This is a genomic window from Terribacillus sp. 7520-G (genome assembly GCF_002271665.1).
Lineage (GTDB): Bacteria > Bacillota > Bacilli > Bacillales > Amphibacillaceae > Terribacillus.
The window spans coordinates 1-15402 of sequence record NZ_NQFP01000018.1; the positions used below are offsets into that span (position 1 = coordinate 1).

The 15402-nt window shown below is 46.9% G+C and carries 15 protein-coding genes and 1 tRNA gene; 4 read left to right on the forward strand and 12 right to left on the reverse strand.

Annotation, left to right across the window (positions count from 1 at the left end):
• Window positions 1-60: 60 nt before the first annotated feature.
• The 3 genes from CHH53_RS07065 to CHH53_RS07075 form a co-directional block, all read right to left on the reverse strand.
• Window positions 61-135: transfer RNA gene (locus CHH53_RS07065), tRNA-Asn, on the reverse strand.
• A 184-nt stretch (window positions 136-319) separates the two neighbouring features.
• A complete protein-coding gene (locus tag CHH53_RS07070) occupies window positions 320-1942 on the reverse strand; it encodes a Na/Pi cotransporter family protein (RefSeq protein WP_095215427.1) in 1623 nt (540 codons plus the stop codon).
• A 110-nt stretch (window positions 1943-2052) separates the two neighbouring features.
• On the reverse strand, window positions 2053-2688 hold the full coding sequence (locus CHH53_RS07075; protein WP_340082012.1) for an NfeD family protein: 636 nt from the start codon (window positions 2686-2688) through the stop codon (window positions 2053-2055).
• 123 nt (window positions 2689-2811) lie between these two features.
• Between CHH53_RS07075 and CHH53_RS07080 the strand changes: the two genes are divergently transcribed.
• Together CHH53_RS07080 and ispG are read left to right on the forward strand one after the other, a co-directional pair.
• Window positions 2812-3162, forward strand: a complete 351-nt coding sequence (locus CHH53_RS07080; RefSeq protein ID WP_095215429.1) for a type IV pilus assembly protein FimV — start codon at window positions 2812-2814, stop codon at window positions 3160-3162.
• A 116-nt stretch (window positions 3163-3278) separates the two neighbouring features.
• Complete coding sequence (gene ispG / locus CHH53_RS07085) at window positions 3279-4388, forward strand: flavodoxin-dependent (E)-4-hydroxy-3-methylbut-2-enyl-diphosphate synthase (RefSeq protein WP_095215430.1); 1110 nt, start codon at window positions 3279-3281, stop codon at window positions 4386-4388.
• Between the two features lie 31 nt (window positions 4389-4419).
• Here ispG and CHH53_RS07090 read toward each other — a convergent pair whose 3' ends face one another.
• Entirely contained in the window at window positions 4420-4743 is a 324-nt protein-coding gene (locus tag CHH53_RS07090) for an MFS transporter (protein WP_095215431.1), read from the reverse strand.
• A gap of 119 nt (window positions 4744-4862) precedes the next feature.
• Between CHH53_RS07090 and CHH53_RS07095 the strand changes: the two genes are divergently transcribed.
• Window positions 4863-5138 (forward strand): DUF2624 domain-containing protein, encoded by a 276-nt coding sequence (locus CHH53_RS07095; RefSeq protein WP_095215432.1) that lies wholly within the window; start codon window positions 4863-4865, stop codon window positions 5136-5138.
• A 41-nt stretch (window positions 5139-5179) separates the two neighbouring features.
• On the opposite strand, the gene CHH53_RS07100 is transcribed toward CHH53_RS07095, so the two are convergent.
• Together CHH53_RS07100 and CHH53_RS07105 are read right to left on the reverse strand one after the other, a co-directional pair.
• Window positions 5180-6067: a deoxyribonuclease IV gene (locus CHH53_RS07100; RefSeq protein ID WP_095215433.1), complete on the reverse strand. Its 888-nt coding sequence runs from the start codon at window positions 6065-6067 to the stop codon at window positions 5180-5182.
• Between the two features lie 14 nt (window positions 6068-6081).
• The gene (locus tag CHH53_RS07105) at window positions 6082-7398 is read right to left on the reverse strand and encodes a DEAD/DEAH box helicase (protein WP_095215434.1); all 1317 of its coding nucleotides are present in this window, start codon (window positions 7396-7398) and stop codon (window positions 6082-6084) included.
• A gap of 175 nt (window positions 7399-7573) precedes the next feature.
• On the opposite strand from CHH53_RS07105, the gene CHH53_RS07110 reads away from it, so the two are divergent.
• Window positions 7574-8521, forward strand: a complete 948-nt coding sequence (locus tag CHH53_RS07110) for a 4-hydroxy-3-methylbut-2-enyl diphosphate reductase (protein ID WP_095215435.1) — start codon at window positions 7574-7576, stop codon at window positions 8519-8521.
• Between the two features lie 31 nt (window positions 8522-8552).
• Here CHH53_RS07110 and CHH53_RS07115 read toward each other — a convergent pair whose 3' ends face one another.
• The 6 genes from CHH53_RS07115 to CHH53_RS07140 form a co-directional block, all read right to left on the reverse strand.
• Window positions 8553-9659: a Nif3-like dinuclear metal center hexameric protein gene (locus CHH53_RS07115; RefSeq protein WP_095215436.1), complete on the reverse strand. Its 1107-nt coding sequence runs from the start codon at window positions 9657-9659 to the stop codon at window positions 8553-8555.
• Window positions 9652-10362, reverse strand: coding sequence for a tRNA (adenine(22)-N(1))-methyltransferase (locus CHH53_RS07120; RefSeq protein WP_095215437.1), 711 nt, complete (start codon window positions 10360-10362; stop codon window positions 9652-9654). Before CHH53_RS07120 ends, CHH53_RS07115 begins: the two co-directional genes overlap by 8 nt.
• Before the next feature lie 172 nt (window positions 10363-10534).
• Window positions 10535-11656 (reverse strand): RNA polymerase sigma factor RpoD, encoded by a 1122-nt coding sequence (gene rpoD / locus CHH53_RS07125; RefSeq protein WP_095215438.1) that lies wholly within the window; start codon window positions 11654-11656, stop codon window positions 10535-10537.
• Between the two features lie 37 nt (window positions 11657-11693).
• Complete coding sequence (dnaG, locus tag CHH53_RS07130) at window positions 11694-13517, reverse strand: DNA primase (protein ID WP_095215439.1); 1824 nt, start codon at window positions 13515-13517, stop codon at window positions 11694-11696.
• A 23-nt stretch (window positions 13518-13540) separates the two neighbouring features.
• Window positions 13541-14011: a YaiI/YqxD family protein gene (locus CHH53_RS07135; RefSeq protein WP_095215440.1), complete on the reverse strand. Its 471-nt coding sequence runs from the start codon at window positions 14009-14011 to the stop codon at window positions 13541-13543.
• 215 nt (window positions 14012-14226) lie between these two features.
• The gene (locus tag CHH53_RS07140; protein WP_095215441.1) at window positions 14227-15330 is read right to left on the reverse strand and encodes an acyltransferase; all 1104 of its coding nucleotides are present in this window, start codon (window positions 15328-15330) and stop codon (window positions 14227-14229) included.
• Window positions 15331-15402 lie beyond the last annotated feature (72 nt).

Consider the following 15402-nt stretch of genomic DNA (forward strand, 5'->3'; position numbering starts at 1 on the left):
TCGAACCCCCGACCTCACGGGTATGAACCGTACGCTCTAGCCAGCTGAGCTACACCGCCATGGCTCCACAGGCAGGATTCGAACCTGCGACCGATCGGTTAACAGCCGATAGCTCTACCACTGAGCTACTGTGGAATAATGTTAATAAGTAAGTTATGTATTAGCGACGATATATAATTTACCATGCTCCCGATAACTTGTCAATCGTTTTAACATAAATTTTTATTATGTTTTTTGAACTCGTTAACTGACAGGAATACTATAGCATGTCTGCGGACAGCTTGGCAAGAAAAAAATAGACAGGGAGATATCTTCCTGTCTATTCCACCAGTATAAGCTGCGCAATATTCACGGCATGATCGCCTACACGTTCCAAATTACTTATGATATCAACGAATACGATTCCCGCAGAACCGGTACACTTTCCTTCATTGAGCCGGATGAGGTGCGACTTCCTGAAAGTTCGTTCCATATTGTCGATTTTATCTTCCTTTTGCAGGACTGCAAGTGCGGTTTCACGATCCTGCTTGTCCAATGCTTCTATGGCCTGTCTTACTGTCATGATCGTCAAATCGAACATACTATTCAATTCCTGCTGCGCTTCCTTCGTCAGTTTGATATTGCTTGAAATTTGAAAATCCACGAACTCGACGATATTTTCGAAATGATCTCCGATTCGCTCGATATCCCTGATGGCATCCAGGAGCGCTGCGTGCCTAGATCTTTCTTCCTCTGACAGCGTATTTGTGGAGATTTTAGATAAATAATCGGTGATTTCCCGATCCTTCCTATTTACTTCCTTCTCCAGCTGCATCGACAAATCCGCAAATTGCCTTTCGTGATTATTTGCATATGTACTGGCTTGCTCCAATCCATCCACTGCCAGCCTGCCCATATGGAGAACTTCCAGCTTCGCTTGCTCCAATGCGACGACCGGGGATTGCTGGATGAATAATGGATCAAGATGATTGGTCAGTGCCATCGGCTTTTCTTCTTCACCTGGTATCATTTTTGTTATGAACCAGACGAACAGACTTAGAAACGGCAGCACCAATAATGTATTGGCTATATTATAAAAGCCATGCGCGCTGGCAATAGTCAGTTTGTCATTCAGCTCGAATGTGTGCTGCATCCATGCTACGATATCGACAAATAATGGAAGAATCAACAAAAAAACGATCATTCCGATAGCATTGAACATCACATGACTCAGCGCCGCCCGCTTTGCCTGTACGGTAGTACCGATTGCTGCAAGCATTGCTGTCAAGGTCGTGCCTAGATTGTCTCCAAGTAAAACCGGCATGGCTCCGGTAAGATCAATACCATTCTGCGCGTATAGTTCTTGCAGGATAGCGACTGTCGCGCCACTGCTTTGCACCACGATGGTCGTGAAAGTCCCGATGGCGGCACCGGCTATCGGATTGCTGTGCATGCTCGCAGCCAAAGACTGGAAGGCCTCCATATCCAGGATTGGATGCAGTCCCTTTCCGATCAGAGTAAGTCCATAAAAAATACCTCCGGCCCCGAATAAGACCTTTCCGATTTGCTGCGCTCGCTGATTGACGAAGAAATAAATCAGGAATGCGCCCAGAGCCATGATCGGCAGTCCGAATTGAATCAGATTGATACCAATGAAAAATGCGGTCAATGTCGTCCCGATATTGGCCCCCATCAGGACAGAAACTGCCTGTCTCAATGTTAGATAACCTGCGTTCACCAGTCCGACAATGAGTATGCTTGTTGCGGTGCTGCTTTGAATGAGGACTGTTACGATAAGACCTGATAATACTCCGATCAGCGGATGAACCGTAAAGCGATGCATGGCAAGCTGCAGCTGCCTGCCATATGCCCGCTGCAATCCATCCCCCAAATAACGGATCGAAAAGAGAAACAGGCCCAAACCTCCGATAAATTCAAAGATGATAAATTCCCAATTAGACAATGCAAGCCTTCCTTCCCTTTCTGTGTTCCCTAATCCAATTATTGATTGTGTCAGGAGGCTTGTAAAGGTCTTGTATAGAAATTTACAATTTATTTAATAGAATTCTTTCTCTATTCTTTATTTTCTTCCGCTTGCTCCACCATGATCCGAGCACCGCTGACATTCGTCACTTTGATACGGCTGCCCCTATCCAGCCACTTTCCATCTGTGACAGCACTTAATTCACGGCCATCGACACGGACCGTGCCAGATGGGCGCATCGGTGTCACCGTTTCCCCTTCCTGTCCCACGAGCGCAGCATATGTCTCATTCATGGAATTATATCCTTTGTCGGAACTTAGCGTATCAAGCAAGGCTATCTTGCCCCACATATCCCTTTTCGGGAACGCTTTGAGAAAAATCATGGATCCCGCCGCTCCGACTATCACTCCGATGATCGCATAGATTCCCGCTGTCCAATTCGGTGCTGTGAATCCGACAGTAAGCAGCATCGTCAATAGGCCAATTACGCTGAGTGTCCCGTCATTAAGCAATTTCCCGTCAATGACAATCAGCAGCATGCCGATAAAATAGAGCGGAAGCATATACCATAAGCTCGATGGATCCAGATAACTGATAAAGTAAGTACTGATGAAGCCTGCCCCCAACAAGAAAAAGATTCCTTTGGCTTTAACGAGGATCTCCCCGATAAGAAACATTGTCCCAAGACCTGTCATAAAAACTGGGATCCAATTGTAATCCAGCATGTCCATACTCCTTTCTTCTACTATCTTTATACGTTCAAATCGACTTTTTGTTTCACTATAAAAGGTATTTCCCTCCCTCTGCCTAATACTTATCATAATAGTCCTGGATCGGAGGAAGGTCTTATGTGGAAACGGATGGGCATCTTTCTATTTTGCTGTGCTTTATTCATGAGTATATGGAAGGATCTGACGATCGGAAGTCCGATACCTGCTGTCCCCAAACAGGCAGAAACAAAAACAGAAGAACCCGGAGCCGATGAAAATCAAGGAACGCACCAGGAGACGTTTCAGCCCGTGCTGCTGCAGGTAAAACAAGGCGATACGCTTCTATCCGTAGCAAATGAGTTGAACAATAATGACTTGCGCGTTACGATGGAACAGGTGATCCGGGATTTCGAGGAACTGAATCCGGGAAAGGATCCGTATGCACTGGATGCAGGATCCGCCTATTATTTCCCCCATTATCTTAAATGAAGATTTTATTAAACTTGAGCCTAGTTACTTCTAATTTAACAGGATTAGCATTATAATGGGAAAATATAAGGATATATCCCTGTTTTCCTCGCGATAATCAAAGGAGCGATATATAAATGGCATTAATACACAGAAAAGACACCCGTCCGGTCAAAGTCGGGGACATTACGATTGGCGGTAAAAACGAGGTTGTCATTCAGTCCATGACAACAACAAAGACACATGACGTGGAAGCTACGGTAGCGGAAATACTGCGTCTTGAGGAAGCAGGCTGTCAAGTCGTGCGAGTTGCATGCCCTGACCAGCGTGCAGCCGAGGCGATTCCTGAAATCAAGAAACGTATAAACATTCCGCTGGTTGTAGATATTCATTTCAACTATAAATTGGCTCTGAAAGCGATCGAAGGCGGAGCGGACAAAATCCGGATCAACCCAGGCAACATCGGTAAACGGGAAAAGGTTGAGGCGGTCGTCAACGCAGCCAAAGCAAAAGGCATTCCGATCCGTATCGGTGTAAACGCTGGTTCATTGGAGCGTCACATCCTTGAAAAATACGGCTATCCGACTGCAGATGGCATGGTAGAGAGTGCCTTGCATCATATCAAGATCTTGGAAGAACTCGATTTCCATGACATCATCGTATCCCTTAAGGCATCCGATGTATCCTTGGCCATCGAAGCATATGAAAAAGCGGCAGAAGTGATCCCTTACCCGCTTCACCTTGGTATCACTGAATCAGGAACACTGTTTGCCGGTACAGTAAAAAGTGCTGCCGGTCTGGGCGCCATCCTAAGTAAAGGAATCGGAAGCACCATGCGGATTTCCCTTAGCGCGGATCCAGTGGAAGAAGTAAAAGTGGCACGCGAGCTGCTCAAAATATTCAATTTATCTTCCAATGCAGCGACATTGATTTCCTGCCCTACATGCGGACGCATCGAAATCGACTTGATCAGCATTGCGAATGAAGTGGAAGAGTATATCAGCACGATCAAGGCACCTATCAAAGTCGCCGTACTCGGATGTGCGGTCAACGGCCCTGGTGAAGCACGCGAAGCGGATATCGGCATCGCCGGTGCCCGCGGAGAAGGATTGCTGTTCCGCCACGGTGAAATCATTCGGAAAGTACCTGAAGAAACAATGGTCGAGGAATTGAAAGTCGAAATCGATAAGCTTGCTGAAGAATATTTTGCAAAACAAGCAAAAGAAAAAGAAGCAGCTGAAGCATAAGAAAGCTGACTCCGGATGGAGTCAGCTTTTTTTATACATATGGTGCTGTGAATAGCGATATGACAATTGCTAAAATGCTCACAATCAAGGCGATGTTTCCTAGCGTATCTGCGCCTCTTCTCTTCGCCAATACGCCGAAGACGATACCAGCTGCCCCGACAAGGATCGGTGCGAAAAAGAAAGCTGCAACAGATAAGATCAAGGCGATATAGCCGAATACCTTGCCAGAATCAGTCGCATGGTTTCCTTCTTCTTTTTCAGAACGCCGGTAGCCATCCTGCGCAGGAGATATCTCTGCTGATGTTTCCATATCACGCTTTGTCTTTACATCTTGATCGAATTGCTCCTTATCCATGTGAAACCTCCTTATCTGGGGTAAGGTATGGTTCTATTTTGTGTCATTTGGGCATAAACTAACCAGGTAGATAAAGGAATTCCTATGCTTCATCCACACCTTAGAGCTGGAGGTTTCCAATGAATTTCATCGTCCATAAACTCGTCCTTAATAAGCTGAAGAATTTGACTGTAGATGAGATCCTGGAGCAAAGCCGAGCATATCAAGTACCCCTTACGCCCTCACAGGCATCCCAAATCGTCCAATTTCTGCGTCAGAACAGATTAGATCCATTCAAAGAAAATGATCGGCTTCAGATGCTGAAGGCTCTCGCCCAAATCACCGATACACAAACCGCCCAAAAAACCCACCAAATATTCCTGCAGCTGGCGAAGGAACACGGCATCCAGCTGTAGAGAAACACCCCGGAAGCAATCGCTGCTTCCGGGGTGTTTTTTTACGCCATGATATGTTCTTTTAAGTTCGGATTGAAACTATTTGCCATCAGCATATCGATTTCATGTGCATAAGGTGCTTTTTTGTTCTTCTTGTCTTCCCCGACATAAGGTGTTTCCAAAATCTTAGGCAAATGCTGCAGCTGATCGTGATGGACGATATAACGCAGCGCATCGTAGCCGATATGGCCAAAACCAATGTTTTCGTGCCGGTCTTTTCGTGCTCCGCGTTCATTCTTGCTGTCATTGACATGGATCACTTTCAACCTGTCCAGGCCAATCACCCTGTCAAAATGATCCAATACTCCATCGAAATCGTTGACGATATCATAGCCTGCATCATGTGTGTGGCAAGTATCGAAGCAAATGGATAGCTTGTCATTATACGTAACGCCATCGATGATGCGCGCAAGTTCTTCAAAGTTCGATCCAACCTCAGATCCTTTTCCAGCCATCGTTTCCAATGCGATCTGGACATTCTGTTCTTTTTCCAGCACTTCGTTCAGACCTTCAATGATTTTCTGGATAGCAGCCGGGACTCCTTCCCCGACATGCGCACCGGGATGAAGCACGATCTGTTCCGCCCCGATAGCTTCTGTCCGTTCGATTTCACTGCGAAGGAAATTGACACCGAGCTCGAAAGTCTCCGGCTTGATTGTATTTCCGATATTGATGATATAAGGAGCATGCACGACGATGTCAGTGATTCCGTGCTCTTTCATATGCGCACGTCCTGCTTCGATGTTCAGCTCTTCGATCGCCTTTCTTCTTGTGTTCTGTGGTGCCCCAGTATAAATCATCATCGCATTGGCGCCATAGGAATACGCTTCCTCACTGGAACCCAATAGCATTTTCTTCCCGCTCATACTGACATGTGATCCGATTATCATATATCTCTTTCTCCTTACTTCCGCTTAAAACGATCTTTTCGGTCCAGCTTTTTCTTGATTTTATCTTTTTGATATTTCATTTTACGCTTATAGCCCGGTTTTACTTTCTTCGGCTTCCGCACTTGCTTCCATGCTTGGGATTCATTATCGGATTCCGTCTTTTTCCGCGTAACCCGCTCATTCCAAGCTTTTAGTTCCTTCCACTCTCCACCTGCAATGTCATAGGTCGTGAAGGCAAGACCCTTTTTGTCGAGCTTCTGGATCAGCTCCAGGTCATGATCATGATACAAGCTGATTGCAGTACCTTCCAATCCTGCACGCGCAGTCCGTCCGACGCGGTGTACATAGAAAGGCTCCTCTTTTGGCAGCTGCGCATTGATGACATGGCTGACACCCTTGATGTCGATGCCGCGTGCTGCCAAGTCGGTTGCAACCAGGTATTGGAACCGCAGCTCCTGGATATCCCGCAATACACGCTTTCGTTCCCTTGGCGTGAGTCCGCCGTGCAATAAGCCCACCTGCAGCCCTTTATCCGTCAATTCGGCTGCCAGGGCATTGGCGGCATCTTTTCCGTTTACAAAAATGATCGCCATATAGGGCTGGATGACACCAGCTATCTTCATGATCATCTCCGCTTCACTGCGGTGGCGCATCGGGATCAGGCGGTGTTCCATCGTCTCAGGAGATAGATGACCGCCGATTTCGAAGTGCTTCGGATTCTCCAGGTATTTTTTGAGGAATGGCTGCAGCCGCTCCGGAATTGTCGCTGAGAATACAAGCAGCTGTACATCCTGGCGCATCCGGGACAAAATCTGATCCACTTCTTTGATGAAACCAAGGTCCAGCATCAAATCTGCCTCATCGACGACGAAGCTCGCAGCAGGATACAGATCCAAAGCCTGCTCCTCCATCAAATCGAGGATTCGGCCCGGTGTACCGATGACGATCTGCGGCTGTGTCTTCAATTTCTCGATCGATCTCTTTTTGTCTGTGCCGCCAATGAACAGCTTGGTATGCCATTCGTGCTCTTTACCGGCGAGTTTGATGAAGTGGCGGGCTTCCTCATAAATCTGGATGGCCAGTTCCCGAGTTGGTGCCGTGACGACGAACTGTGCGTTCTGTTCGCCTTCCTTCAACTTGCTGAACAATGGAATCAAATAGGAATGCGTTTTACCAGATCCGGTATGGGACTGCCCAATGACGCTTTCCCCGCGCAGAACAGCCGGGATGACTTTTTCCTGGATCGGTGTTGGTTTGGCAAAGCCAAGTTTATCAATCGCTTCATTGACTGTCGGCTGAAGCGCATATTGTTTGAATTGATGATTTTTCATGTGTAACTCCTTTTGGTCATTCTCTTACTTTTTACATTATAGAGGACTTTGTCATATTTTGCACGATTGCATGCGGATAATAAACAATCTTTGTCATATTCCCTAATAGCCTTTATAATGGAGAAGACCCAGAAATAGATGTCCCGTGTAAACGGAGAAGGGGGAAACACAGCGAATGAACGTAATCAAAATAGCGCCGCGAGGTTACTGCTACGGTGTGGTGGATGCCATGGTGATAGCGCAGAATGCCGTAAGGGATGAGAACCTGCCCCGGCCGATCTACATTCTCGGCATGATCGTGCATAATGCGCATGTAACCAATGCATTCGAAACGGAAGGTGTCATCACACTCGATGGTTCGAACCGAATGGAGCTTTTAGAACAAATAGACAGCGGTACCGTAGTATTCACCGCACATGGTGTATCACCTGAAGTAAAACAGCGAGCTCATGAAAAAGGCCTGACAGTCCTTGATGCAACCTGCCCGGATGTGACCCGCACCCACGACTTGATCCGTGAAAAAGTGGCTGAGGGCTATGAAGTGGTCTATATCGGGAAAAAAGGCCATCCAGAGCCAGAAGGTGCGATGGGTGTCGCTCCCGGTAAGGTTCATCTCGTCCAGACGGAAGAAGACGTACAAGCACTCGAATTGGATGCTGAGAAGCTGATCGTGACGAACCAGACGACGATGAGCCAGTGGGATGTCTACGATGTCATGCAGCTTGTAAAAGAGAAATTCCCACAGACAGAGATGATACAGGAAATCTGCATGGCAACACAAGTACGCCAGGAAGCTGTCGCTGAACAAGCAAAGGATGCTGATTTGACATTGGTTGTCGGCGATCCGCGCAGCAACAACTCCAACCGCCTTGCACAGGTATCAGAAGAAATCGCTGGTACAAAGGCATACCGCATCGAAGATCTTTCCCAGCTGAAGCTGGAATGGCTGGAAGGTGTTGAAACGGTGGCTATCACTGCCGGCGCCTCCACTCCCACTCCTGTGACGAAGGAAGTCATCAATTTCATCGAGAAATTCGATCCGGCATCCAAGGAAGATGTGAAGCTGGAATTCAATGTGGATCCGAAGAAAATCCTTCCGAAAGTCAAAGTCAAAAAAGCATAAGGAAACCGAGTCCATGACGGACTCGGTTTTTTCATATGGCACGGAACGGATCCGTATTCACTTGAGATATAAATACAGGCACTTCTTTGAATGCAGCTTGCAAATAATCCGCTACCTTTTCCTTCATGATCTGTTCAGCATAATGGCCTGGATCGATCAGTTTCAGTCCTGCTTCCATTGCATCCTGTGTTTCATGGAATGTTAAATCCCCGGTGATATAGACATCAGCCTGTTTGAGGGCTTGGTTGATATAGTCCCTGCCGCTTCCTCCGAGTACAGCGACTGTTTCTACCGAAGCAGATGCATCCCCGATAAAACGTACATGCTGCACATCATACCGCTGTCTTACCTTTTCAGCCAGTTCACGCAATGTCATCGGTGACGGCAGTTTACCGATTCGGCCCAAGCCATAAACTTTCCCTGTCTGCTCAACCGGATAAATATCGTATGCCACTTCTTCATACGGATGGGCTTTAATCATTGCATCCACCGCTTGTCTTACCTTCTCACTAGGTACCAGCACTTCGATTCGAACCTCTTCCACTTGCTCCAGCACCCCTGCCTGACCAATGAAAGGCTGTGCATCGTCCATAGGCTGGAAGTATCCGCTGCCTTGGGAAACAAAGCTGACTTTCTCATAATTCCCTATATTACCAGCTCCTCCTGCATGCAAGGCATCCTTCACTCTTTGCTCATGTGTCTTCGGGACAAAGACAATCAGTTTCTTGAAAGTCTGATTCCCTTCCGGCAGAAAGACCCTTTTTTGCATCAATTCCAAAGCATCCGCCAGCATATCATTGACACCGCCTTCGACCAGGTCCAGATTCGTATGGGCTGCATATACGGTGATGTCATGTTTCAGCAGCTTCTGGATGATGCGTCCTTTCGGTGTATCCGTATCCAGTTTTTTTGGCGGGGCAAACAATAAAGGGTGATGGGCAATGATCAAATTCACCCTGTTCCGTATCGCCTCATCCACAACAGCTTCGGTTACATCCAGTGTTGTCATGATACCAGTCACCAGGTTATCAAGCGTCCCTACCTGCAGACCGACATTATCCCAATCATATGCAAGCGATGACGGGCACCAAGATTCGAAATACTCGATAACGTCAGCAATCCGTATTTGTTCAGTCATCCAATTCCTCCTCAAGCCATGCCAGTTCTTTCTTAAAAGCTGCCAGCTTTATCTCATCGACATGCTGCGCTTGCTGCATATTCGCTACATTCCGCTCAAGCTTCCGCTTGTAATCCAGCCATTTCATACGAAAGGCTTGATTTTTCTCCTTCACTAATATCGGGCCGAGCAAAAGCTCCTTTTCGCGGATGGCTGCATCCTCATGATAAATATCCTTACCCTGCCTGACAGCGACCAACACTTCATAAACATGTCCAGCTTCTTCCAGGATCTGCTCTTTTTGCAGGACGAACCCATTAGCTTGGAACCATTTCCGAAGAACCCTGGCATCGATATTCGGCTGGACGATAAGCTGTTCGACACGGCCAAGCTTATCCTTCCCTTGTTCCAAAATCGAGGCAATCAGCGGGCCTCCCATCCCGGCAATGATGACCTGTTGCACTTCATCCTTTTCCACCACTGCCAGTCCGTCTCCTTTCCGGACATCGATACGGTCTTCCAATCCTTGCAGTTTCACCTGCTTTTGCGCACTGCGGAAAGGGCCTTCATTGATTTCCCCTGCTACCGCCAGGCTCGAAGGATCGTTCAGACATACATAACAAGGAAGATAAGCATGATCTGATCCGACATCGACGAAATGAGCGGATTCAGGCAGATGGGCAGCAACTGCCGAAAGCCGCTTTGATAATGATAAAACGTTCATTATATCCAACTCCTCTGTCAAATATACGTGTTTTTTGTAAAATATCCTCCCATACTTTTTGCCAGGAGAATTTGCATTCGCCTCTCAGTTTTTGTAAAATGTATGTATTCCTAAAGGCAATAAGAAAGCCCAGCCATATGCGGTACACGCATGATAGCTGAGCGCAGCCTTCTTATTCCAGGAAATCCTTCAAGCGTTTGCTCCGGCTTGGATGGCGAAGCTTACGCAATGCTTTGGCTTCGATTTGACGGATACGCTCCCTGGTGACGCCGAATACACGGCCGACTTCTTCCAGTGTTCTCGTTCTGCCGTCATCAAGTCCAAAACGCAGACGAAGGACATTTTCTTCCCGGTCAGTCAATGTATCCAATACATCCTCCAGCTGTTCTTTCAGCAATTCATATGCTGCATGATCAGATGGGGAGGTTGCTTCCTGGTCCTCAATGAAATCTCCAAGATGGGAATCATCTTCTTCCCCGATTGGTGTTTCAAGGGATACTGGTTCTTGTGCAATCTTCAGGATTTCCCGTACTTTTTCCGGTGTAAGATCCATTTCTTCACCGATTTCCTCAGGAGACGGTTCACGCCCTAAATCCTGCAGGAGCTGACGCTGCACACGGATCAACTTATTGATTGTTTCGACCATATGCACCGGGATACGGATCGTACGTGCTTGGTCGGCGATCGCACGTGTGATTGCCTGACGGATCCACCAAGTTGCATACGTACTGAATTTGAAACCTTTGCGGTAATCGAATTTCTCTACTGCTTTGATGAGACCCATATTACCTTCCTGGATCAAATCAAGGAATAACATACCGCGTCCGACATAGCGTTTCGCAATGCTGACAACAAGTCGAAGGTTCGCTTCCGCCAATCTCCGTTTCGCTACTTCATCGCCGGCTTCGATTCGTTCTGCAAGTTCGATTTCCTCTTTTGCAGACAATAAATCGACACGTCCGATTTCTTTCAAGTACATACGGACAGGGTCATTGATCTTGATGCCGAGCGGCACACTCAAATCATTCAAGTCAAATTCCTCTTCTTTTGCAATTTCCTTCATATTAGGGTCCTGATCGGATTCACCAATCACTTCCACACCTTGTTCGTTCAAGTGCTCATAGATTTCATCCATTTGATCGGAATCCAATTCGAAATTCGCAAGACGCTCGCTTACCTCTTCGTAAGCAAGGACTCCGCGCTTCTTACCCATTTCAACAAGGAGATCTTTTGCTTGCTCCAATGTCATTTCAGTATCATTCACTTTAGAACCTGCTGGCTTATTTTCCGCCATAAGTCCTCCTCCTTCCAAAACATCAAGCTATCTATTGTTACAGAGAACTTTTTAAAGTTCTACGTATTTCCATGATCTTCATGGCTATCTGTGCTGCGCGTATCGGATCATTCTCCTGTTCGGCTTGCCGCTGCTCGGCCAGCAGCTGGTTAATGTCCGTCTTATTCACTTGCTCGTTCTTGATCGTCCGGATGTAATCACCGATTTCCTGATCGCTGATATCCTCGACCACCGGAAGCATCGCCGTTTGAATGACCAGCTGCTGCAAGGACGGATCCTCCAGTGATGACACGAATTGGCTGACATCCGCGTCATGTCCCTCCTCATAAAACGCATAGAGATGGGTGGCAATCACCTGCATCTGTTCGGTTATGAAGGAAGCGCCGATTTCTTCCCGGACCTTATCCGCTATAGCCGCTGTTCTAAGCATATGCGCAAGCAGTTGTTTTTCTGCTGTCTGATATGCAGTTGGTATTTTTTTTTCATAATGACGGGATTGCTGTTTTGGAACCTGCGGTTTTGCCGGATTGCCTGCAGCTCTCCTATTTTCCTTTTTCCGGAGTCTTGGCTCAAGATCGGAGGCAAGTGTATCAACGGAAAGATCCATTGCATTTGACAGCTCCCGCAGATAGTGTTCCCTTTCTACAGAGCTTTCAATCTGTGCAATCTCATCCAACACTTTTTCTACATATTGCAGGCGATCTCCTTCAATGGAAAGATTGAAGTCCTGCTTTAAGTAATGCATCATGAAGGACATATCCGTCAGGGCGGCATCAATGATGGAACGCTTGAATTTTTCCGCTCCATGCTCACGAATGAAATCATCTGGATCCAGACCGTCCCTGAGCATGGCGACACGTACATGATTGCCGGCCTTCCGCAGCACTTGCAAGGCACGGTAAGAAGCTTCGAATCCTGCCTTGTCACCGTCATAACATATGACGACCTGTTCTGCGTAACGCTTCAAAAGCCGCGCCTGCGTCTCTGTCAGGGAAGTTCCAAGAGTCGCAACCCCATTCCGGACTCCGGCCTGATAGGCTGCAATCACATCATTATACCCTTCGAACACGACCACCTGAGCCGTTTTGCGGATTTCACCCCTGGCCAGGTCGAAGTTGAACAGCATCCTTCCTTTCTGGAAGAGCTCGCTTTCGGAACTGTTCAGATATTTCGGCTCCTGATCACCGCCTAATGTACGTCCGCCAAAGCCGACCGTCTTACCGAGGTGATTCCGGATCGGAAAAATCACCCGGCCGCGGAAGCGATCCTGGGGCTTATTTTCTTTATCGGTCGAAAATAAACCAGTATGAAGCAGTTCCTGCGGCTTGTACCCTTTTCCTTCGAGGAATTTCACGGTAAAGTCCCTGCTGTTCGGGGCAAAACCAAGCTGGAATGTATCAATCGTCTCATCGGTCAGACCGCGGCCAAGGAGATATTCATACCCAGTCTTGCCTTCTTTCGTATTGCGCAGCAGGTTGTGATAAAGCTTGACGACCCACTCATTCGCCTCAAGTGCTGTCTGCTCTTCCCTGGATTGTGCGCGGTCCTGCTGCTCCGTTACATGTGCAGGCAAGTCCGTCCCGCTTCTTTTGGCGAGCTGCTGGACAGCCTGGGAGAAAGAAAGACCTTCCAGCTCCATCAGGAAAGTGAATACATTCCCTCCCTTACCGCAGCCAAAACAGTGGAAAATCTGCTTTTCCTGCGTTACGGAGAACGATGGGGATTTCTCCCCATGGAAAGGACAAAGTCCGAAATAATTCCGCCCTTGTTTCTTTAATTGGACATGCTCCCCGATGACATCCACAATATCATTCGATTTACGAACTTCATCGACCACTTCTTCTGGTATTCCACCAGCCATTCCACATCACCAACCTATATAATTCAACAGCTTCCGTCTGATTCCTGCATTTTTCGACAAAAAGACGAAAAAATAGTAAGGAATCTTCTTCGATCAGCAGCTGTCAGCTTGGAAGGTCCCTTTATTCGTTTGCCCTGTCGTTGATTTTGGATCCGCATGTGCTTTCTTAGGAGGATTTCATCTGCATCAGCCTCCGTGATCAGTTCCCCGCGAGGTGTGATGACAGTTACATCCTTTGCCGTCAGCAAAGTTGCCAATGCCAGGTCTTGCGTAACGACACAATCTCCGGGGCTGATATGATTCAGAATATACCAATCCACCGCTTGATCTACAGGATCAAGCACCACCCATGAAGCATCCGAATCACTGCTCAGATGATTGATGGTGGTGATGAAACGCACAGGAACGTGATGCGCTGCACATGCAGAAATGATCTCCTGCTTTACAGGACAGCTATCTGCATCCACATATACAATGGAGTTATGTGATTTCATGTCTCACTTATTCTACAATAAAATGCGGAATCCTTCCTTTTTCGTAAAATTTTTATAAAGCTTTTTACCTCAAGGGTTGCCATTTATACATAAATCATACTAACAACATTTTTTCACAAAAACTAATTATAATACAAAGTAATTGAAAAAGCCATCATTTTAGTTTTAATACGATAATCATTTCACTCTAGGGAAAACAATCCTCTTGACCTTGATCAGGAAGCCTTTGACCGCTGCAGCTTGCCACTTCTCCGCGGTAATTTTCCAAATAGGACGGAGGCAAAAGGCACATAACGATGGAATAGATAAATGACTGCGAAGCAAACCCCCATCACTGTCAGATAGCGCAGCAATATCTGGATATGAAACAAATAGTTGCTGTATGCAGGTATCGTTCTTGTCACATAATCAAGCACAAGCGGATGGAGCAGATAATACCCGAATGAATAACTCGCAATTTGCTGTAATTTGGCGAGTGCGGAAGCGGATAGTTTGTCCGTCGCCGATTCAGCGATCCTGAAGATTGCATAACAGCCCGTGATAAGGAAGATATAATTGACGCTCTCATATAGGATATTATTCCATTCCAAATTCCCCAGTGTACCGGCAGCGTAATAATAAATTGCAATCGCCGAGCCGGCAATGGCACTGATAAGCAGCCAGATCCATGTAGACCAGTGGTTGCTTTTTGCTTTTTCCCTGTCATAATGGACGCCGATCCAGCCACCAAGCAGTAAGGTCCCCATAAGCTGCAGGAATAACGGAAACGGACTTGGCGGCAGGAACGTCTGCAGCGCTATATAACCAAGCTGAAGCAGTCCCCCGAAGATGAACATGTATCTCCTGAAGAAAGCCGAGCTGTGATCCAGCCATATCAGCAATGGAAGCACCAAATAGACCTGGACAATGAGAAAGATGAAATGCAGCTGATAATAGCTTTCACCGAAAATGATACGCTTCAGAATGGCTGCTGGCTGCAAATCACCGAACCCAAGCACCGCTTTGTGCAATTCATACACCAGCGCCCATATGATGTAAGGAACCAATATGAAGGTGACTCGTTTCCTGTAATAATCCTTCCACAAGTTTTTTGTCAGTTTTTTATTTTTGTATTGATAAAAGAAAACCAGACCGGTGATGGCAATGAAGATACCGGCTTCGATCCGGATGATCCGATTCAGGAAATGATATTTTTCATATGCATCGCTTGCAAAAGGCAAAACGGTGGCATAGGCGCCCGTTACATGGACGAGTACGACAAGTGACATTGCCAAAAGCCGCATAAGATAGATGGATTGAATCTGCTGCTGTTTTTTCATTTGAGTCAGGTCTCCTCGCCGGATTCGATTTACGAAATAGAAGAGGCAACAACAGATTGTCTGCCGTCACCT